Source organism: Bacillus sp. PK6-025 (genome assembly GCF_056530265.1).
On record NZ_CP096509.1, the window covers coordinates 3499545 to 3519622 of the forward strand.

20 protein-coding genes are annotated in these 20078 nt (G+C 46.8%); 10 read left to right on the forward strand and 10 right to left on the reverse strand.

The window, feature by feature from the left end; genetic code table 11:
- Positions 1-9 precede the first annotated feature (9 nt).
- A complete protein-coding gene (locus tag M1D67_RS18025; RefSeq protein ID WP_020452889.1) occupies positions 10-1065 on the reverse strand; it encodes a FecCD family ABC transporter permease in 1056 nt (351 codons plus the stop codon).
- A complete protein-coding gene (locus M1D67_RS18030) occupies positions 1062-2063 on the reverse strand; it encodes a FecCD family ABC transporter permease (protein ID WP_020452890.1) in 1002 nt (333 codons plus the stop codon). The genes M1D67_RS18025 and M1D67_RS18030 overlap by 4 nt, the downstream gene beginning before the upstream one ends.
- A 152-nt stretch (positions 2064-2215) precedes the next feature.
- Between M1D67_RS18030 and M1D67_RS18035 the strand changes: the two genes are divergently transcribed.
- Positions 2216-3193: an ABC transporter substrate-binding protein gene (locus M1D67_RS18035; protein WP_479831423.1), complete on the forward strand. Its 978-nt coding sequence runs from the start codon at positions 2216-2218 to the stop codon at positions 3191-3193.
- A 40-nt stretch (positions 3194-3233) separates the two neighbouring features.
- On the opposite strand, the gene M1D67_RS18040 is transcribed toward M1D67_RS18035, so the two are convergent.
- From M1D67_RS18040 to M1D67_RS18050, 3 genes are all read right to left on the reverse strand, one after another.
- The gene (locus M1D67_RS18040; RefSeq protein ID WP_243942244.1) at positions 3234-3680 is read right to left on the reverse strand and encodes a YusW family protein; all 447 of its coding nucleotides are present in this window, start codon (positions 3678-3680) and stop codon (positions 3234-3236) included.
- 79 nt (positions 3681-3759) lie between these two features.
- Positions 3760-5544 (reverse strand): M3 family oligoendopeptidase, encoded by a 1785-nt coding sequence (locus tag M1D67_RS18045; protein WP_479831424.1) that lies wholly within the window; start codon positions 5542-5544, stop codon positions 3760-3762.
- 110 nt (positions 5545-5654) lie between these two features.
- Entirely contained in the window at positions 5655-6809 is a 1155-nt protein-coding gene (locus M1D67_RS18050) for a D-alanyl-D-alanine carboxypeptidase family protein (protein ID WP_377904169.1), read from the reverse strand.
- A gap of 142 nt (positions 6810-6951) precedes the next feature.
- Here M1D67_RS18050 and M1D67_RS18055 point away from each other — a divergent pair, with 142 nt between their 5' ends.
- Positions 6952-7794 carry an oxidoreductase gene (locus M1D67_RS18055; protein ID WP_377904171.1) on the forward strand — a complete coding sequence of 281 codons (843 nt, stop codon included), beginning with the start codon at positions 6952-6954 and terminating at the stop codon, positions 7792-7794.
- A gap of 94 nt (positions 7795-7888) precedes the next feature.
- Complete coding sequence (locus M1D67_RS18060; protein WP_020452896.1) at positions 7889-8353, forward strand: Dps family protein; 465 nt, start codon at positions 7889-7891, stop codon at positions 8351-8353.
- A gap of 298 nt (positions 8354-8651) precedes the next feature.
- Here M1D67_RS18060 and M1D67_RS18065 read toward each other — a convergent pair whose 3' ends face one another.
- Positions 8652-10022, reverse strand: coding sequence for a S1C family serine protease (locus M1D67_RS18065; protein ID WP_026580087.1), 1371 nt, complete (start codon positions 10020-10022; stop codon positions 8652-8654).
- Positions 10023-10260: 238 nt separating this feature from the next.
- Here M1D67_RS18065 and cssR point away from each other — a divergent pair, with 238 nt between their 5' ends.
- The gene (cssR, locus tag M1D67_RS18070) at positions 10261-10935 is read left to right on the forward strand and encodes a two-component system response regulator CssR (RefSeq protein ID WP_023856226.1); all 675 of its coding nucleotides are present in this window, start codon (positions 10261-10263) and stop codon (positions 10933-10935) included.
- Positions 10932-12278, forward strand: a complete 1347-nt coding sequence (gene cssS / locus M1D67_RS18075) for a two-component system sensor histidine kinase CssS (protein WP_026580088.1) — start codon at positions 10932-10934, stop codon at positions 12276-12278. Before cssR ends, cssS begins: the two co-directional genes overlap by 4 nt.
- A 23-nt stretch (positions 12279-12301) precedes the next feature.
- Here the strand turns inward: cssS and spxO are convergent, their stop codons facing one another.
- Positions 12302-12466, reverse strand: coding sequence for an anti-adapter protein SpxO (gene spxO / locus M1D67_RS18080; protein ID WP_023856228.1), 165 nt, complete (start codon positions 12464-12466; stop codon positions 12302-12304).
- A gap of 187 nt (positions 12467-12653) precedes the next feature.
- On the opposite strand from spxO, the gene M1D67_RS18085 reads away from it, so the two are divergent.
- The gene (locus M1D67_RS18085; RefSeq protein ID WP_023856229.1) at positions 12654-13538 is read left to right on the forward strand and encodes a TetR/AcrR family transcriptional regulator; all 885 of its coding nucleotides are present in this window, start codon (positions 12654-12656) and stop codon (positions 13536-13538) included.
- A gap of 45 nt (positions 13539-13583) precedes the next feature.
- Here M1D67_RS18085 and fumC read toward each other — a convergent pair whose 3' ends face one another.
- Together fumC and M1D67_RS18095 are read right to left on the reverse strand one after the other, a co-directional pair.
- Positions 13584-14972 (reverse strand): class II fumarate hydratase, encoded by a 1389-nt coding sequence (gene fumC, locus M1D67_RS18090; RefSeq protein WP_095292311.1) that lies wholly within the window; start codon positions 14970-14972, stop codon positions 13584-13586.
- Between the two features lie 83 nt (positions 14973-15055).
- A complete protein-coding gene (locus M1D67_RS18095) occupies positions 15056-15223 on the reverse strand; it encodes a YvzF family protein (protein WP_020452898.1) in 168 nt (55 codons plus the stop codon).
- 125 nt (positions 15224-15348) lie between these two features.
- On the opposite strand from M1D67_RS18095, the gene M1D67_RS18100 reads away from it, so the two are divergent.
- From M1D67_RS18100 to M1D67_RS18115, 4 genes are read left to right on the forward strand one after another with little or no spacing between them, the layout of a single operon-like run.
- Positions 15349-16791, forward strand: a complete 1443-nt coding sequence (locus M1D67_RS18100) for a spore germination protein (RefSeq protein ID WP_095292308.1) — start codon at positions 15349-15351, stop codon at positions 16789-16791.
- The gene (locus M1D67_RS18105; RefSeq protein ID WP_144498898.1) at positions 16760-17860 is read left to right on the forward strand and encodes an endospore germination permease; all 1101 of its coding nucleotides are present in this window, start codon (positions 16760-16762) and stop codon (positions 17858-17860) included. Before M1D67_RS18100 ends, M1D67_RS18105 begins: the two co-directional genes overlap by 32 nt.
- Complete coding sequence (locus M1D67_RS18110; protein WP_026580092.1) at positions 17857-18978, forward strand: Ger(x)C family spore germination protein; 1122 nt, start codon at positions 17857-17859, stop codon at positions 18976-18978. Before M1D67_RS18105 ends, M1D67_RS18110 begins: the two co-directional genes overlap by 4 nt.
- A gap of 43 nt (positions 18979-19021) precedes the next feature.
- Positions 19022-19405, forward strand: coding sequence for a hypothetical protein (locus tag M1D67_RS18115; protein WP_130569244.1), 384 nt, complete (start codon positions 19022-19024; stop codon positions 19403-19405).
- A 36-nt stretch (positions 19406-19441) separates the two neighbouring features.
- On the opposite strand, the gene liaR is transcribed toward M1D67_RS18115, so the two are convergent.
- Entirely contained in the window at positions 19442-20077 is a 636-nt protein-coding gene (gene liaR / locus M1D67_RS18120) for a two-component system response regulator LiaR (RefSeq protein ID WP_023856231.1), read from the reverse strand.
- Position 20078 lies beyond the last annotated feature (1 nt).

The window sequence follows — 20078 nt, forward strand, 5'->3', positions numbered from 1 at the left end:
TCTCTCCTTTTATTGGTTTCTGCTTTTATACAGCAAGTAGATAAAGTAAGGGGCGCCGATCGCTGCAGTAAACACACCGGCAGGCACTTCAACGGGAGAAAAAAGCGTGCGTCCGATGATGTCGGCAATCAGCACAAGCAATCCTCCGATCAGCGCTGCAACCGGCAAGAGGGCGCCGAATGATGAACCGACAAGCCTTCTTGCGATATGCGGGGCCATCAAACCGACAAATCCGACGGTTCCGGCAAAGGCAACGGCAATTCCGGCAAAAGCCGTGCTCAGCAGAAGGAGCAAAAAGCGGTTCCGCTGAACCGAGCTGCCCGCTCCTGTCGCCAGTTCTTCACCAAGCGTCTGAATGTTGACGTTTCTGGCGGCGGCTGCGGATATCAGCAAAAGGACAAGCGCAGCCGGCATTAAAATATTCACATCCTGCCAGTTCGATCCATATACTGATCCGGTAATCCAGACGTTCGCCTGAGACATTCTGTATATCGGTCCTTTTATCATAAACAATGTCGTCAGCGACTGGGCAAGCATCGAAAATCCGATTCCGATCAAAACGAGCCTGAAAGTCGAAGAGCCGTTTTTATATGAAAGAAAATAAACGAGCATTCCGGCGAGAGCCGCGCCGATAAATGCGGCAACCGGGAGCCAGCTGATGCTGACCGTAAGCGCATTGTTTTTATTGGAAAACAGCATTAAAAACAAGACAACGGCGACTGAAGCCCCGCCGGTCACACCGATAATATCCGGCGAAGCGAGCGGATTGCGGATCAGACCCTGAAGGATCGATCCGGCTGCCGCCAGACAGATTCCGGCAAACAGAGCGACCAAAATCCGCGGCATCCTGAAGGACATGATGATCAGGTCATCGCCCGGATCCCCCATGCCCAAAAACGTTTTCGCGACGGCGCCCGGAGAAATAAAACGTTCACCGATGCCGGCGCTGAGGATGACTGCACAAGCCGTCAACACCAATAGGATCACGAACGAAAACAGTGCTTTTCTGCCGATCAACAATGAAATGCCGCCTTTTCCGATTCTCAGCGTGCGGTAATTTTTCATTTTTGGAACCCCCTTCTCGCGATATAGACAAAAATGGGTGTCCCAATGATGGCTGTCATGACGCCGACAGGCACTTCTTCAGGCATAATCAGGTACCTTGCGCCAATATCTGCGGTTACAAGCAGGATGGCTCCCAGCACGGCACAGTACGGAAGAACCCAGCGATGGTCGTGGCCGACGATAAATTTTGCAAAATGCGGGATAACAATACCGATAAAACCGATCGGCCCGGCGACGGCGACAGATCCCCCGGCAAGCAGGATAATCGAAACCGCCATCAACGCTTTGATCAGCCACGTTTTCTGGCCGAGGCTTTTTGCCACTTCCTCCCCCATCGTTAAGACATTGATTTTCGACCCGAGTAAAAAGCTGATGATGAATGCCGGCACGATATATGGAAGGACGGAGACCAAGAGGCTGAGGTCGCGCCCCTGGACAGAGCCCGCAAGCCAAAACAGCGCCTGCTCAAGAGCTGCTTCATTAACGGAAAGCATGCCTTGCGTCAATGATGAGAACAGCGCTGACATCGCCGCCCCTGCAAGCGTCAGCTTGACCGGCGTCAGCCCTTCCCTTCCGAGAGAGCCGACAAAATAGACGACAAGCGCGGCAAACGCTGCACCAAAAAACGAGATCCATGCAATCGTCTGAAGCGAACTGACGTGATAGAAAAACAGCGCTCCAACAACAAAGAAACCGGCACCCGCGTTCACGCCGAAAATTCCCGGGGAAGCAAGCGGGTTTTTTGTCATCGCCTGCATTAAAGCGCCGGCAACTCCGAGGGAAGCGCCGACAGTTGCAGCAATCAGCGCGCGCGGCAAACGCACGTTTTTGATGACAAGATGTTCATTAGAGCCGCTGAAGCCCGTAAAAGCCTTGTAGGCCATCGACCATGACGTATTCGTATAACCGTATACGATACTAGCGCAAACGGCGGCAACCAGCACCAAAATAAAAGACAGTAGTGCGATTGTTCTATATTTATTCGTTCTTAAGAGCATAAATTAAAATTCTCCTAGTTTGACTGAAACATCTACTGGTTATTGTATCAGATAACATTGATCTTGAAAATCATTTTCAATTAACAATTGACAAAATTCTGATCAAAAATTATGATCAGGATGAATGACTTACATACCTAAGGAGGACACACATGAAGAGATGGTCAATTGTTGGATTTATCGCTTTGTTAGCGATTTCAATTCTTGCAGCCTGCGGCGGAGGCAAGGATGACTCTGCAAAGGGCGGAGAGAATAAAGATACGATCACCGTTAAACACGCAATGGGTACGGAAGAACGAGTGCCTGCAGACCCAAAAAGAGTCGTCGTCCTGACAAATGAAGGAACCGAAGCGCTTTTGGAACTCGGAATCAAACCTGTGGGTGCAGTCAAATCCTGGACAGGCGATCCTTGGTATAAGCATATTCAAGCCGATATGAAAGGCGTTAAGCAAGTCGGGCTCGAAGGCGAACCGAATATCGAAGCGATAGCCGAGCTAAAGCCTGATTTAATCATCGGGAATAAAATGAGACATGAAAAAATCTACGACAAGCTTGAAAAAATTGCTCCGACTGTCTTCTCTGAAACGCTGCGCGGCGAATGGAAAGACAACTTCTCCCTCTACGCGAAAGCGGTAAACAAAGAGGAAAAGGGCAAAGAAGTTTTAGAAGATTTCGATAAAAAAGTCAGCGAATTAAGCGACAAGCTCGGCGACCAGAAAAAGAAACGGGTGTCGGTTGTCAGATTTATGGCCGGCCAATCAAGGATTTACTATAAAGATTCTTTCCCGGGAATCATCTTGGATCAGCTCGGTTTTAAGTATCCGGAAAAACAGGAAAAACTGTTTGAAAAACAAGACGACAAATTTGTTTTTATGACGGAAAATAAAGAATCGATCCCTGAAATGGATGGGGATGTCCTGTTCTATTTCACATATAAACCTGCCGAAAGCAAAAAAGACGCAGAAACATGGCAAAACGATTGGACAAGCGATCCGCTTTGGAAAAAATTGAACGCTGTAAAAACCGGAAACGCCCACGAAGTCGACGATGCGATCTGGACGACAGCCGGCGGTGTCAAAGCAGCGTATCTGTTCCTTGATGACATCGAAAAATACTTTTTAAAATCGTAAGCAAAAAAGAGCATTTCCTCCGTTGGAAATGCTCTTTTGCTTATTTTCCGTGATAGATTCTTGACGTACCATCCGGCCATTTCACCCGCAGATGAAACCGGTCATATCGCTCATCAAGATTGAAAGCCTCAAGCACATTGCTGATCACGTCCTGCTTTGAATCGGATTTGGCGATAGAAAGTTCGCTTAAAACCATTTTCATTTCGTTTAAAGCTTCTTCCCCTTCGCGGTTCGCTCCGTTCAGGCGGTCTTTAATCGATGCTTTTTCCCGCTCCTGTTTGTCGTATACGGCTTCAAACGTATTGTGCTTTCCACGGCCATAGTTCACTTCCAATGCAAATGCAGCGTAAGGCACGCTTTCCACATCTGAAACAGGGGCGTTATCGGGAACGGCCTCCTTGCCTTCAGCATGTTCTTCCGCTATTGAACGGCAGCCGGTCACTAGGATCATGACAAGAGCGATAACGGCCATCCGAAATAGGTTCATACCGTTCAACTCCTCTATGCACATTATCCTTAGCTATGTCCACTTTGCGGAAACTCATTCAATCTCTTAGCGGAAGGCTTTATATCATCGCTAACAATGCTTCTGCATCGCGGACAGCCGGCTGAATGGCCGCTTCCCAAAAATCCCGCTTTGTCAGATCGGCGCCGAGATGCTTCATCGCCAGTTCCTCAACAGACATGGAGGCTGTATCTTTTAAGAGCGCAATATATTTTTCTTCAAATGCCGCTCCCTCTTTCAGCGCTTGCGCGTAAATGCCAAGTGAAAACAAGTAGCCGAACGTATAAGGAAAATTGTAGAACGGGATAGACGTAATATAAAAATGAAGCTTTGATGCCCAAAAGTACGGATGATACTCGCCAAGCGCTCCGCAAAACGCTTCTTTCTGAGCTTCTTCCATCAGCTCGTTCAGCCTTCCGGCGGATACGACGCCGTTTTTTCGTTCATCGTAAAAGCGGGTTTCAAATAGGAATCTTGCGTGAATGTTCATAAAAAAGGCGACGCTTCGCTGAACCTTATCTTCCAGAAGGACGAGTTTTTCTTCGTCTGAACCGGCTTGTTTTAATGCCGCATCAGCCACGATCATTTCTGCAAAAGTGGACGCGGTTTCCGCCACGTTCATCGCGTACGCCCTGTTCAGCGGCCTGACGTCCAGCATGGATTCCTGATGAAAGGCATGGCCAAGCTCATGCGCCAGCGTGGACACGTTTGACTGGCTTCCTGCAAATGTCATAAATATTCTCGATTCCCCGCTGTCAGGAAAATTGGCGCAAAAGCCGCCCGGGCGTTTGCCTCCCCTGTCCTCAGCTTCAACCCATCTGTCTCTGAGCGCTTTTTCGGCAAAGGAGGAGAGCTTTTTTCCAAACGTTTTAAACTGCCCGGTAATAAAAGCGGCTGCCTCTTGATACGAATATTCCTTTGCCGCTGAACCGAGCGGCGCTTCGACGTCATACCAGCTCAGTTTATCCAGCCCGAGCACAGACGCCTTCCGGGAAAGATAGTCTGCAAACGGCTTTTTATGATCAATGATGACCTGCCACATGACATCAAGGGTTTCCTGCTTCATGCGGTTGATGTTCAGCGGTTCTTTCAATACATTGTCCCAGCCTCTTGCCTCATAGACGTTCAGTCTGAAACCGGCGAGGTGATTCAGCGTGCTGCTGAGCAAATCAGCGTGCTGTTTCCAGCCGTGGTCCAAATTTTCCGATACGGAGCGGCGGATCTTTCTGTCAGGTTTAGTTGTCAGGTTCTGCGCTTGTCCGACAGACAGAATTTTCGTCTCGCCATCTTCTTCATACGGAATTTGAATTTGGTCGACGATGCTGTCGTACATATCGCCCCAGGCATGATATCCGTCAACAGACAAGCCTTGAATCAATGTTTCCTGTTCGGAACTAAGCTTTTCCGTTACCCGCTCCCTTCTCTCATTCAAAATATAAGCGATAGCGGAAATGCCTTCATCTTGTAGAAGCGCTTCCCATTCTTCATTTGGGACAACGGCAAATTTGCTGTCAAGCACGACCAGCGCCTTCTGCGCATCGGCAGCGAGCTGGGTGACTTCAAAATTAAGGGCATTCGCCTTTAAATCCGCGGTGTCCTGGGCTTGGAGACATCCGACAAAAGCGTCTGCTTCGCGGATTTTAACATCAATTGTTTCAAAAAGCGCCAAGGTTTCTTTCAATTCATCAAGGCTGCTTTTTGAAACGGTAAGAGCCTCGGCAGAGCGTTTAAAAGTTGAAAGCAGTGCTTTAATCTCATTTAAATATTGACGGAACTCGGCGGAGCCGCTCCCGCCTTTAAAGAAAACCTCGAGATCCCACGTATCTTTAAGTTGATGAAATGTCATTATTCCCGTCCCCTTTCATTGGCTTGTTTCCATTATAAGATAAATTTGCCTTTTCAGGGCAAATAAAAAACGGCCGGCTTGTGAGCCGGCGCGCCTCTTCCCTGATCATATTACAGCTGCCTCATCCGTTTGACCGCATAGCTGGCCGTCAATAAACCGATTAGGCCGAACACAAATAAAAACAATCCGCCTTTACTTTGCGGCTGGCCGTGAACACCATCTGTGCCGCTTGCTATTTCCGCGCTGAAAGGTTCTGCGATTTGCAAAGCCTGAAGCAGCCTGCCGTCCTCCCCTTTAATGTTAAGGATTCCGTCGCTGTCTACATTTTCACTCAGGGCTTCACCTTTCTTTTTCGTCACGTATAAAGGGTTTTTCAGCTCATGGCTCGTCCCGTTCTGGTCGGTAAACGCCTCTCCCTTTTTGAGTTCTTGTGTCTCGTAATTGTGAAATCCTTCATCCAGAAGCGTTTTTGTATCGCTGTACATCATTTTCTTGCTATCGGCCTTCATGACGACGGCGATTAAATCAAGGCTGCCCCGCGTTGCCGTCGTGACAAGGGTATGCTTTGATTCATCCACAAACCCTGTTTTGCCGCCGGTTATTCCTTTGTAAGGAATCTCACCTGTCAACATTCGGTGATGGTTTTTCAGTGTCGTGTCCCACGTCTGTCCGTGCCAAGCCGTTTGCTTTTCCGAAAAAAGCGCTCGAAACGTTTTGTTTTTCATGGCGTACTGGGTAATTCTCGCCATGTCGGCGGACGTCGTATAATGATTTTTGTCAAACAGTCCGTGAGGATTCACAAAATGAGTGTCATGCACTCCGGCATGCTCAGCAATAAACGCGTTCACATCATCCGCAAACTGTTTCACGCTTCCGCTGACATGTTCGGCGATCGCCGTTCCTGCGTCATTTCCCGAATTCATCAAGAGCCCTTGGAGCAGCCGTTTTAATGGAACCGACTCCCCCGCTTCCAGATATACGCTTGATCCTTCCGTTTGAGCGGCATTTTTGCTGACTTTCACACGATCTTCTAAATTTCCGTTTTCTATTGCATAAATCGCCGTGGCAATTTTTGTAATGCTGGCCGGATACATTTTTTTGCGGCTGTTTTTTTCATAGAGAACCTGCCCCGATTTCCCATCGATCAATATGGCGGAAACACTTTTAATTTCCGGTTTGTTTTTTTCTCCTGCTTGAGCCGAGCTATGAAAAAACAGCGTCAGACATAGTACAATAATGAACAGGAGGGATCGTTTAACATTCATCGTGTCACCCTGCCTTCTTTCTCTCTTGCGTTTTTTTATAAAAAATAGGTCTTTTAGCACTTTTTAAATTTTATCAATGATAAACTGCCGCTGACAAGCCTTTTTTTGTCAACAAGCCAAAATTTTGAATGGAGGAAACTCATTGAATAATAAAATCGCCATCGTAACAGGCGCGACGAGCGGATTTGGTTTATTGACCGCTTTAAAACTCGCCGGCACTCATTTCGTCATCGCAACGGCGCGCCATCCAGAAAAAGCGGAAGCTTTGCGGAACCGGATAGCGGAGCTTTCAATCGATTCATCGATTGCAGTCGCTGAACTAGACGTCACAAACGAACAATCGATTTCATCATTTACCGAAGAGCTGAAACGGTACGGACAGATAGACGTTCTCGTCAATAATGCAGGAACGGCATACGGCGGATTTGCTGAAGATCTTTCTCTTGACGACTACAGAAAACAGTATGAGACAAATGTTTTCGGCCTGATGGCGGTAACGAAAGCAATCCTTCCTTATATGAAGAAACACAGCGGCGCCAAAATCATTAATTTGAGCAGCATCAGCGGGCGGATCGCTTTCCCCGCTTTCTCGGCATATGCTTCATCAAAGCATGCGGTTGAAGGCTTTTCAGAAAGCCTCCGCCTCGAACTCCGCCCATTCGGGATCGATGTGGCCGTCGTCCAGCCGGGATCGTATCAGACGGCGATTTGGGAGACATCGTTGGCCGCCCAGGTCACTGCTCCTGAAGACGAATCACGGTACAGTACATATTTTGAGCGGATCTCCGCCTATATTGCGGCTGGCCGCAAACATTACGGAAACCCTGATGATGTGGCTGAACTGATCTGCCGCCTCGCGGTAAAAAAGCGGCTGAGCAGACTGCGCTATCCGATCGGCAGGGGCGTCCGCCTCCTGATCCTCCTCCACAACGCCCTGCCATGGCGGATTTGGGAACGCGCGGTCATAAAAAATTTGTTTAAATAAGGTTATTTAAAATAATTATAATTTAGTATTGATTTTAATTTTGTATTTGTTATAATATAATTAACAAATGAAAAACACGAGGAGGAAATATCACATGATCTCTCAACAATTAAAACAACAAAATCCTGTACTTGAAAACTCAATGAATACAAATTTGTCCAACTGGTTCATCCTCTACACGAAACTTCACCGCTTTCACTGGTATGTAAAAGGGCCGCAGTTCTTTACCCTTCATGAAAAATTCGAAGAGCTTTACAACCATGCCGCAGAAACAGCAGATGTGGTCGCGGAACGTTTGCTGGCCATCGGCGGACAGCCGCTCGCCACAATGAAAGAATACCTTGACCACGGCACAATCGAGGAAAACGGATCCGAAAAAACGGCCGAAGAAATGGTTTCCGCACTTGTCAGCGATTACCGTCAAATCCGCGATGAAATTCAGCATACCATAGAACTGGCGGAAGAAAAATCAGACCATTCTACCGCTGACCTTTATATCGCCCTGACAGAGGAAATTGATAAGCAAATTTGGATGCTTAGTTCATTTTTGGACAAGTAATATAAAAAAAAGCCATGGCAGACGCCATGGCTTCAGATTGTTGACAAAATCCCAAAACGGCTTTTAGTTTTGGGATTTTGTCATCCTTTCAGCGTGACCCTCAACCCTTGCAGTCTAGAAAAGCCGAGCATCGGAAGCTGACTTTCACAGGATGTGATGACGGCGGCGTTTAGGCAGGACGCCTGGGCGGTTAGCCGCCGATCCTTCCTCTATTCGTGAGCACCGACGCGCAGGCTTGACAACGAATGCGAGGGTTTGGCGACACGCTGAAAGCCATGGCAGACGCCATGGCTTTTATTTATGATTTGCTTTTCGCAAGCTTTGCTTTCATTGTTGTTTGCTTTCCGTTTCTCAGCACCTCAAATGTGACGGTATCTCCTGCTTTTGCTTCAGTATAAAGAATTTTTCTGAGATCTGAAGTGGTTTCGACGTTTTTGCCGTTCATTTTGGTAATGACGTCGCCGGCTTTCATGCCCGCATCAGCCGCAGGCGATTTCGGCGATACTTTATCGACGTACACGCCTTTATTGAGCTGGTCTCCGAAAAGGCCAAGCGTATTTTGCTGATACTGTTCCGGCACCTGCTGCATATCGATCATTTGCACACCCAGGAAAGGCCGCTCCACTTTTCCTTTTTGCAAAAGCTCGTCAACGATCGGCTGAACATCATTGCTCGGAATCGCGAAACCAAGTGATTCAACACCGCTTTGGCTGATCTTCAGGCTGTTGATGCCGATGACCTGCCCGCTGCTGTTAATCAGAGGGCCGCCGCTGTTTCCAGGGTTGATCGCCGCATCTGTCTGAAGGACGTTCATATCCCAATTCCCTTCAGATGTGGAGACTTCAATTGTCCGGTTGACACCGCTGATGATACCTTCTGTAACCGTTCTTGAAAATTGAAGGCCAAGAGGGTTCCCGATCGCGATTACTTTTTCACCGGCGCGAAGTTTTGCGGAATCTCCGAAACTTGCAACCTTATCAACGCCTTTGCTGCTGATCTCTAAAACAGCCAGATCAGTCAAAGCGTCACTGCCGATAATCTTGGCATCCGCTGTCTTACCGTTGTATAAGGAGATGGTTACCTTCGAAGCGCCTTCAACGACATGGTTGTTTGTAATAATGTAGGCCTTGCCGCCGTCTTTCTTAAAGACGACGCCTGATCCCGTGCCGCTTTCCTCCACGTCGTCCTCAGAGAAGCCGAAGCTCGTTTGAATATTTGAAACGCCGACGATTGCAGGCTCCAAATCTTCCACCATATCAGGCACGTTATCTGCGTTTGTGACAGGTTTTGTGTTGAAATTCTGCGACTGCTTTGGCTCTGTCTGTTCGGTTCCGGCGGTTTCGCTCGGATGATCGCCCGGAAGATACGGAGAGATTCCAAGCACTAAACCGCCCCCGATGATGCCGCCCAAAATCGGGCTCAGCCACGAAGCCTTACGCCGCTTTTCTTTTGCTGCTCTCGTTTCCTTGGCATCTTCCAGGGCTGCAGCGGTTTCTTTATTCGTAAGATCTGACTGATCGTCTGTATCTTTCTTTAAAATCAGCTCGGGCTCCCTTGCCGGCTGTTCTGACTGCTGCTCCTCAGAACCTGCCGTTTGCGGCGTCTGCGCTTCTTCGCGAAGCTGCTCTTCATTTGCATGTTTTTGTTCGTCATCGCGTCTAAAATCCATAAGCGTACACTTCCTTTATTTTTCTTGTCTTCAACTATCGCAAATGGCATAAAAGCTTTAACATACACAAAAAAAGAGACCCGGCCGTCGTTCACTCTGTTTTCATTCCCTTTCTTCCCTGATGAGTATGTTACGAAAACATTGTGGGATAAAAATGAAAAGAATATGTGAAATTATGAAAATTGACCAGACTTATGTTAAAACTAGTATAATGACGTAGAAAGGATGTGAACCGCCCTTGTCATACTCCATTTATCTAGTTGAAGATGAAGAGAATTTAAATGAATTGCTGACAAAATACTTAGAGAGTGAAGGCTGGCACGTCACTTCTTTTCTAAACGGTGAAAGTGCCAGGCAAAAAATAGGCCAGTCACCTCATTTATGGATTCTCGATATCATGTTACCAGATATCGACGGGTATACGCTAATAAAAGAAATAAAAAATCATGATCCGGAAGTCCCCGTCATTTTTATTTCTGCACGCGATGCCGATATTGACAGAGTGCTGGGGCTTGAGCTGGGCAGCAGTGACTATATATCTAAGCCGTTTCTCCCCAGGGAACTGATCATCCGCGTACAAAAGCTGCTCAAGCTGATATATAAAGAAGAACCGGGAGAAATGAAAAAAGGAACGCCGGTTTCCTGCTATGAAGTCTATGAAGACTTGAGAGAAGTCTATGAAAATGGCAGCATGATCAATTTGACGTCAAAGGAATTTGATCTTCTGCTTCTATTTATAAACAACAAAGGCCGCGCCTTTTCAAGGGAGGATATCCTCACCAGCGTCTGGGGAGACGATTACTTCGGAACCGACCGCGTCGTTGACGATCTTGTCAGAAGGCTGCGCAAGAAAATGCCCGAACTGAAAGTGGAAACCATCTACGGGTTCGGCTACAGGATGTTGAAATCATGAAGAACAGGTCGCTCGCCTTTCAAATTTGGAGTGTCATTTGCGGCATCCTGTTAACGGTCTCGATTTTGCTGACGTTTTTATTCTCGACAACACTGCAGAACTTTTTTACTGACGAAATTTATACGAACATTGAAAATGAGCAGCATGTTCTGACAGAATACGGATTTTCCGATTCACCGGAAAGAGGCTTCGGCGGAAGCAGCGGCTCACGAAGCACAAACCGCCACGTTCAGCACGTCCTGCTGCCTGAGAGAGGAACCGTCTACCAAAGCCCGCAGATTCTCCCTGATTCATTTATCGAGAAGGTTCAGAAGCTCGGCAAAAGACAGGACGAGTCCTCAAAAAGGTATTCGGAGAATGTCAACGGAGAGCACATTTTCTTTGTGCTCAAAAAAATCCAGACCCAGGACCAGACGTTTCTGCTATTGTCCTATGCGCTTGATTCATACAGGGACGATTTGTCCCATACGCTGTTTAAGCAGCTGCTGTTTATTTTGATTGTCGTCATTTTGCTGAGCTGGATTCCTTCCATCTGGCTGGCGAAATATTTATCAAGACCGCTCGTCACGCTTGAAAAACACGTCAAACAAATCTCTAAACAGGACTGGGATGATCCCGTGATTGTCGACAGGGAAGACGAAATCGGCAAGCTCGGGCACACCATTGAGGACATGCGGCAAAAGCTCATCCAGAAAGATGAGACAGAACGCACGCTCCTGCAAAACATCTCCCACGATCTGAAAACCCCGGTCATGGTCATCCGCGGGTATACCCAGTCGATCAAAGACGGCATCTACCCTAAAGGAGATTTGGAAAACACGATTGAAGTCATTGAAGGCGAAGCTGAAAAACTTGAAAAGAAAATCAAGGATCTTCTTTATCTGACAAAGCTTGATTATTTGCTGAGACAAGAAAGACAGTACGGAACTTTTGATATACAAGAGGTCATTAAAGAAGTTGTTGAACGCTTGAAATGGTCCAAAAAAGAATTGAACTGGAAGATTGATCTTGAAGAGGAAACAATGTTGACGGGCGATCAAGAACAATGGAGCAAGCTGTTGGAAAACGTTCTTGAAAACCAGATCCGCTATGCGGAGACATGCATTGAAATCAGCGTCAGGTCGACGAAAAAACATACGTTGATCACCATTAAAAATGACGGACCACACATTGAAGAAGAGATGCTTTCCAGCCTGTATGAGCCTTTTAATAAAGGGAAGAAAGGCGAATTCGGCATTGGACTCAGCATCGTTAAACGAATCTTGACGCTCCACCATGCTGACATGACCATTCGGAATGATCAAACCGGTGTGTGCTACTCAATATCCGTTCCGCGAAATTAGACTGTAGACGCTGCAGTCTTTTTTCATATAAACGAATAGCCGTTGAAATCTCGATAGCTGGGCTTCATCGTGTTTTTCGGCTTTTTCATCCATTTCTTTTCGCACAGGACATGCTTTGGATATTTGACTTTGTCCACCTTAATTCCCCTGCTGCGCAGACGCCTGATCATATCATCGATTTCTTTCATCAACCTTCACCCTTTCTCAACAAATTTTGACCACTCGGTCACCTTACTTTATAATATAAATAATATCAAACAAAAAAACAAGTTACAATCTAGTTAAAAATATAACGGAGCAGAAAAAGTGACCCGCCAGTCACCACGGTCCGCCGAAAGCCGCTTTCGGGTTCGATCTTTCAGGAAGGTGAAAGCAATGAAACAAAAAGAGAAAGTCATTATTGAAACAGCCATCAAACTTTTCGCAAAAAAAGGATACAGCTCTACTTCAGTTCAGGAGATTGCAAAAGAGTGCCAAATGTCAAAAGGCGCTTTCTACATTTATTTCAAATCAAAGGAAGCGCTCCTCCTTTCAGTCCTTCACTACTACTATGAAAGAATCTTTACCCGAATTCAGAAAATCAAAACGGAGCATGACCATCCGCGCGATGTGTACCGGATGCAGCTCGTCGTTTTTTTCGAAAACATTTTGGAGCACAAAGAGTTTATCACGATGCAGTTTAATGAGCGGTCAATGCCGATCAATGACGAAATTGAAGCGTTCGCGAAAAAAATGCGGAGAACCACGCTCAGGCTGCACATCGAAAACATCCAGAACATTTACGGCAAAGACATTGAACCGTACAGCGCCGAACTGTGCTTTATGATCAACGGAATGAGCGATGTCTATCTTGAGCTGATGATTTTGCTGCACCATTCGTTCGACCTGCAGTCTCTCGCCGACCACATGCTGAACCGCCTCGACGATTTGGCAAAGGGGATGATCAAGCGCAATGATCAGCCGCTGATTTCATTCGAAAAAGCAGACGAGTGGTTCGGCCCCTTTTACACATTTGATCCGCTGAAGGACGCCCTCCTCAATGAAATGCGGGTCAAAGCGAACAAGCAGTACAACGGCGCTCCTCCTGCCGATCTTGCCGAAAGCCTGGATATTCTGGAAAAAGAGCTTAGAAAAGAAAAGCGCAAAAACGCCATCATCAAAGGCATGATATCCAACTTGAAGGAATATGATGCGATTCGAAAAGAAACGGACAAACTCGCTGAATTGATCAAAAAAGACATGCACCATCCGCACGGATGATTCGCAAAACAAAACCGGCTGCAATACATGCAGCCGGTTTGTTGATTATGCTTTCGGTTTCACCATTTCTTCAGGTTTTACAACTTCGTCGAACTGCTCCTCTGTTAAAAGGTTCAGTTTGAGCGCCGCTTCTTTCAGCGTCAGCCCTTCTTTATGGGCCAGCTTCGCGATTTTCGCTGCATTTTCGTATCCGATATGCGGATTTAAAGCCGTAACCAGCATGAGAGAATTGGTCAGGTTCTTTTCAATTGTTTCCCGATTAGGCTCAATTCCCACGGCACACTTGTCATGGAATGAATTCATGCCGTCGGCAAGAAGCTGAACGGATTGCAGGAAGTTGTATATAATCACCGGTTTAAAGACGTTCAGCTCAAAGTTCCCCTGGCTCGCGGCAAAGCCGATCGTTGCGTCATTCCCCATGATTTGGGATGCGACCATTGTCAGCGCTTCGCTTTGCGTAGGGTTTACTTTTCCAGGCATGATCGAGCTTCCCGGCTCATTTTCCGGAATAATCAATTCGCCGATTCCGCAGCGCGGTCCGCTTGCAAGCCATCTGACATCATTGGCGATTTTCATGAGATCTGCTGCAAGCGCTTTAAGTGCGCCATGAACGTGTGTCAGTTCATCATGGCTTGTCAGCGCATGAAACTTATTAGGCGAGCTTTTGAATGTCTGTCCGGTCAAGGCGCTGATCTCTCCGGCAACAGTGCTTCCGAATTCAGGGTGAGCATTAATGCCTGTTCCCACGGCAGTTCCGCCGATGGCAAGATCGCGGATTTTGTCAGCCGATTCAAGGATCATCTCTTTAGAACGGTCCAGCATGTATACCCAGCCGCTGATTTCCTGTCCCAATGTCAGCGGTGTCGCGTCCTGCAAATGAGTGCGGCCGATTTTGACAATGTCTTTGAACGCTTCAGCTTTTTCATGCAGCGTGCCTCTCAAGCGGTCAATCGCCGGGATCAGTTTATCGTGAATCGCGAGGACAGCAGCCACGTGCATCGCTGTCGGGAATGTATCGTTAGAGCTTTGGCTGCGGTTGACATCATCATTCGGATGAATCTTCAAGCTTGAGCCTTTTTCCTGCAAATAAGCCGTTCCCCTGTTTGCCACGACTTCATTCATATTCATGTTGCTCTGTGTTCCGCTCCCGGTCTGCCAGACGACCAGCGGAAAATGGCTGTCATACTTTCCTTCTAAAATATCATCGCATACGGAAACAATCGCTTCCTTTTTTTCCGCTTCAAGATTGCCAAGCTTTTCATTGGCAATCGCGGCGCTTCTTTTCAGGATTGCAAACGCATACACAATTTCCTGCGGCATTTTCTCAGAACCGATTTTAAAGTTCTCCTTGCTTCTTTGGGTTTGAGCTCCCCAAAACTTATCGGCGGGAACCTTGACTTCACCCATCGTATCTTTTTCAATTCTGTAATCCACTTTCGAATCCCTTCCTTCTCTCAATCTGCAATAATCTATATTTCGATAAAAATCGATAAAACCCTTCCATTTAAATTTTATCTTTATTTTAATTTTAGCTCAATATAAACTCGGGAATCTTTTGCATATTTATATTTCGGGTTTGTCTTGCCGTATTCTTTCGATACATATGAAACCTCATAATGCTTAGAAAAAGATTGGATAATGCGTTCAATCTCTTCCGGTTTCCCCGTAAGCCTGATCTGCGCCAACTTTTCTCACTCCGTCTCTGTTCAATGAAAATTTCACCAAACACTACTGTAACACAGTATATTGTTTTTTTAACAGGAAAAGATAACCTATATCAAATTCCAGAAACACCAGGCAGGTGACGATCATGACTCAGTCGGAATTCAAGGAACACATCCATGAGAATCTCGCAATTCTTCTTCCCCATCTTGAGCACAACGATGATCTGATTCAAAACAAAAAAATGCTGAAAAACGGAATCATTTTTTACTTTTTGTACTTTAAAGATTTGAATGATGATAAGAAAATCCAAAAAGCGGCGAAATTGCTGGTCTCGGATGACAGCTCTTATTCACTGGAGGATGTCCGTCTCCGTTTAAATAAGCTGAATGCGGAACCCGTTACAAAAGAAAAAGACGCCATCAACGCGATATTCAAAGGAAAGTGCCTGCTCTTGATCAATGGCATGAATGTTATTTTTGCGCTGCCAACATCTGAGAAAAAGAAAAGAAGTCTTGGAGTCGTAGATACGGAAAACGTCGTCAGAGGCCCGAAAATCGGCTTTATCGAGGATGTCGATACAAATGTGGCCCTGGTCAGGCAGCGTGTCCCGGATCAAGAACTGACCGTGGAAAAAATACCGATCGGCAAGAACAAGTTTAAAGACGCGACCATTATCTATATCCAGGGCAAAGCGGACGATTCGGTCATTAAAGATCTAAAAAAACGCCTCAAGAAGGTTCGGCTGGATGACATTCAGGATACCGGCGTTCTTGAAGAATTAATCGAGGATAATAAGTACTCGCCGTTCCCGCAGATTCAGAACACCGAAAGGCCTGACAAGGTTTCTTCAGCGCTGTTTAATGGACGGATCGCCATCTTTGTCGATTACTCGCCATTTGCCCTGATCGTTCCCGCTTCTTTCGGAATGGTGATGCAGTCCCCGGACGATTTTTATGAGAGGTGGATCGCCGCGACCTTAATTAGATTTCTCCGGTTCAGCTCGATTTTCATCACCTTGTTCCTGTCGGCGTTTTATATTTCGCTTGTGTCTTTTCATCAAGGGATGCTGCCGACAGCACTCGCTGTTACGATTGCAAGCACGCGCGAAAATGTGCCGTTTCCGCCGCTCCTTGAAGCGATGATTATGGAAGTAACGATCGAACTCTTAAGGGAAGCAGGACTGCGGCTTCCCAATCCGCTCGGCCAGACAATCGGCCTCGTGGGAGGAGTCGTCATCGGCCAGGCGGCGGTCGAAGCCAATATCGTCAGCTCCGTGATGGTAATCATCGTCAGCATTATCGCCCTTGCGTCATTTACTGTGCCGCAGTACGGCATGGGCCTGTCGTTTCGCGTGCTGCGGTTTATTTCCATGATAGCTGCATCCGTGTTCGGACTTTACGGGATCATATTATGCATGCTCGTCATCTTCACTCATTTGGTCAGGCAAAGGAGCTTCGGCATCCCGTATTTTAACCCGAACCATTTTTTCAGCTTAAAACATACCGATGAAGCCATCATTCGTCTGCCAACAAAAGACCGGGAGGTGAACCCTGAAAATGGTTCCAAGAAATCAGCACGATCGGATTAGCACATATGAAGCCGCTTCGATCATTACGAGCACAATGCTCGGGGCAGGCCTGCTAACGCTGCCGAGGGCGCTGACGCAAAAGACGCTGTCGCCAGATGGATGGATCGTATTGATCGTAGAGGGGCTCGTCTTTTTTCTCATTATCTACATCAATGCCAAAATCGTTAAAAAGCACAACGTCCTGTCTTTTTTTGATTACACAAGAGAAGGCTGCGGCTTTATGATCGGGAATATTCTCAACCTTTTAATCGTTTTATACTTCATGGGCGTGGCCAGCTTTGAAGCAAGGGCAATGGCTGAAATGGCAAAGTTTTTCCTTCTTCAGTTCACACCAATGGGCGTGACAATTTTTGCTTTTATCGTTTGTGCAATTTATTTGGTCATCGGCGGTATCAGCGATATGTCCAAGCTATTTCCGTTCTTTCTGTCCATTACGATCGTCGTTCTTCTCATCGTTTACGGACTGAGCATGAATATGTTTCAGCTGAACCATTTGCGTCCGGTTCTCGGCCTTGGATTGGAGCCGGTCAGCAGAGCTTTGACGGTGGTTTCCATTTCATTTTTAGGGGTGGAGCTGATGATGTTTCTGCCGAAATACATTAAAAACAAAGAAAAGCTCTTTAAAGCATCCGCGATCGGATTTGGGATCCCGCTCTTCTTATATATTCTCACCTTCACGGTCGTTGTCGGGGCGCTGACAGCGACTGAGGTTATGACAATGACATGGCCGACGATCTCGTTATTTCAGTCTTTTGAGATAAGAGGGATTTTCATCGAAAGGTTCGAATCTTTTTTGCTCGTCATTTGGACGATCCAGTTTTTCACAACATTTGTCGTCTATACGTACTTTGCCGCCTCAGGACTTGAAAACGTATTCGGATGGCCTGTGAAAAAAAACGTCCTCTTTGTCGGCGCCATTGTTTATCTGGCATCTCTTGTTCCGCGGGACGCCAACCAGGTCAGCGCCTTCAGCGATTTCCTCGGGTATATCTTTATCGTTGTCTTCTGTGCGCTCCCGCTGCTGATCTTTTTGCTCGTGTCCGTCAAAAGGAGGTTTACGTCTTCGTGAAAAAAAAGGGAATGTTAGCAGTCTTGTCCCTGCTTCTCCTTTTAACAGGCTGCTGGGACAGCAGGCAGATTGAAAAACTCAGCATCGCCATCGGCCTTGCCCTCGATAAAGGTGAGGATGATAAAAAGGTGAAATTGACGTATCAGTTTCTCGTTCCTAAAAAGATCGGACAAGACGGCAGCGCTCAGGATCCGACCAAAGTGGTGTCCACTTCTGGAAATACGGTTCATCAAACCATCCGTTCCACCGCTTTGAAAAATTTCCCGGTATTCTCGCAGCATCTGCAAGTCCTGATTTTCTCGGAGGATCTTGTATCCGATATTTCTTTGGAAGCGTTGATCAATCAGTTTATCCGGGACAACAGCATCAGAAGGAGCAGTGAGGTCTATATGACGCCCGGGGCGGCCGGCAGCATTTTGAAGATTGATGATGCCGGAGATCCCGCGTCTGACGTGATCCACAACATCTCTGAAAACAGAGCATCAACGATCAAGCTGCTCGATCCTGTTACATTGGGCGACATTTCAATCAAATTGCAGTCCGATTTGTCTTTTATCATGCCGAAGGTTGTCGTCGAAAAGGGGCAGCTGCAGCTTGAAGGAGGCGCCGTGATCAAAAACAACAAATATCATGCAAACCTTTCGCCTCCTCAGATCGAAGCGCTGAATTTATTAACGGGCCATGTAAACGGAGGGGTGATCGACTCAAAGCATGATGGCCATTTATTCTCGTATGAAGTGTTTTCGATGACACACCGCGTTCGGGCGATGAGGCAGAACGGAAAGTACAAATTTGTCATCAATGCCAATATTAAAGGAAGGCTGTCAGAAGACTGGTATCTTGGGGAGGATTCTTTTAATGATCAATACATTAAAAATATTGAGAAATCGGTTCAAAGAGACATCGAAAAGCGGGTTGAACGCCTGATCCATGTCCTGCAGCACGAAATCAAAACGGACGTCACCGATCTTTCCGACAATGCCCGAATCACTTTTCCGAAGGAATGGGAAAGAGACAGATCCAATTGGGATAAACACTTCAGCGAAGCCGATATCGACTTTCACATTAAAGCGACAATTCAGGACTTTGGGACAAAAGGTGCGACAAAAAGCAGCTAGCGGCCCGTTTTTCTGATAAAATGTGTGTGAAAGGGTGATGAGCTTGAAGCGGATATTGCACATGACAGGCATTTTTTTGATTGCAGCGGCCGTCATTTTGTCCGGATTCATTATCAGCGATGTCGCTTATGATCCGTTTATGGAGGATTCGCAGTCGATGCTTTTCTTTACGATCGGCACATACCTCACCACTCCGTTTTTTTGCTTCATCGGCGGATTCATTTTGCTAGGCATCGGCAAATTGATCGACTTGCAGGAGAAGCACAATGCCATAGTAACCGAGCGGCTCGGCATCATTTGCCAAAACGGCACAGCGGGCGAACATGCACGCGAGGAAAACGAGACCGCCCAACTTACCGCCCGCACGGTTGAAACAGATTCATTCACTCTTCCTGCAGATGAGGACCGAAAATATTGGAACGGCTGAAAAACGGCTTTCTTGAGAAAGCTGTTTTTTGTTTTGTCAGTCGACAAGTTTATTTCGGTGGGCGTAGACTGCGGCTTGTGTCCGGTCGTCGACTTCAAGCTTGGAAAGGATGTTTGTCACATGCGTTTTAACTGTTTTAATGGTGATAAATAATTCTTCGGCAATATCTTTGTTCGTTTTGCCTTCTGCTACAAGCTTGAGAATTTCCAATTCTCTCGCTGTCAGCGATTGATGAAGGGGCTGTTCGCCGGCTGAATGTCTCAGCTTGGACAACACTTTTCCTGCGACTTTGGCTTCAAGCTTTGGTTCTCCAACGCTCGCAGCCCTGATCGCATCGGCGATTTCACTCGCTTTCGACGTTTTCAGCAAATAGCTGAGCGCTCCGGCTTCGATGACCGGATAGACCTTGTCATCATCAACGAAGCTCGTCAGAACGATAATTTTCGGATCGGCAAGCTGCCGGCAAATTTCTTTCGTGGCCTCAATTCCGTCCATCCCTTCCATCACAAGATCCATCAAAATCACGTCGGGTTTGGTTTCAAGCGCCAATTCAACGCCGCGCTTCCCGTCTGATGCTTCTCCAATCACTTCAATATCAGGCTGGGATTCCAGGAAAGCGGCCAGCCCCATTCTCACCATTTCATGATCATCAATTAACAATACTCGAATCACC

What these genes read in the sequence shown, in the direction of transcription:
- M1D67_RS18025 (WP_020452889.1), bottom strand. Translation starts at nt 1,065, where the DNA reads ATGAAAAATTACCGCACGCTGAGAATCGGAAAAGGCGGCATTTCATTG.
- M1D67_RS18030 (WP_020452890.1), bottom strand. Translation starts at nt 2,063, where the DNA reads ATGCTCTTAAGAACGAATAAATATAGAACAATCGCACTACTGTCTTTT.
- M1D67_RS18035 (WP_479831423.1), top strand. Translation starts at nt 2,216, where the DNA reads ATGAAGAGATGGTCAATTGTTGGATTTATCGCTTTGTTAGCGATTTCA.
- M1D67_RS18040 (WP_243942244.1), bottom strand. Translation starts at nt 3,680, where the DNA reads ATGAACCTATTTCGGATGGCCGTTATCGCTCTTGTCATGATCCTAGTG.
- M1D67_RS18045 (WP_479831424.1), bottom strand. Translation starts at nt 5,544, where the DNA reads ATGACATTTCATCAACTTAAAGATACGTGGGATCTCGAGGTTTTCTTT.
- M1D67_RS18050 (WP_377904169.1), bottom strand. Translation starts at nt 6,809, where the DNA reads ATGAATGTTAAACGATCCCTCCTGTTCATTATTGTACTATGTCTGACG.
- M1D67_RS18060 (WP_020452896.1), top strand. Translation starts at nt 7,889, where the DNA reads ATGATCTCTCAACAATTAAAACAACAAAATCCTGTACTTGAAAACTCA.
- M1D67_RS18065 (WP_026580087.1), bottom strand. Translation starts at nt 10,022, where the DNA reads ATGGATTTTAGACGCGATGACGAACAAAAACATGCAAATGAAGAGCAG.
- cssS (WP_026580088.1), top strand. Translation starts at nt 10,932, where the DNA reads ATGAAGAACAGGTCGCTCGCCTTTCAAATTTGGAGTGTCATTTGCGGC.
- spxO (WP_023856228.1), bottom strand. Translation starts at nt 12,466, where the DNA reads ATGAAAGAAATCGATGATATGATCAGGCGTCTGCGCAGCAGGGGAATT.
- M1D67_RS18085 (WP_023856229.1), top strand. Translation starts at nt 12,654, where the DNA reads ATGAAACAAAAAGAGAAAGTCATTATTGAAACAGCCATCAAACTTTTC.
- M1D67_RS18100 (WP_095292308.1), top strand. Translation starts at nt 15,349, where the DNA reads ATGACTCAGTCGGAATTCAAGGAACACATCCATGAGAATCTCGCAATT.
- M1D67_RS18105 (WP_144498898.1), top strand. Translation starts at nt 16,760, where the DNA reads ATGGTTCCAAGAAATCAGCACGATCGGATTAGCACATATGAAGCCGCT.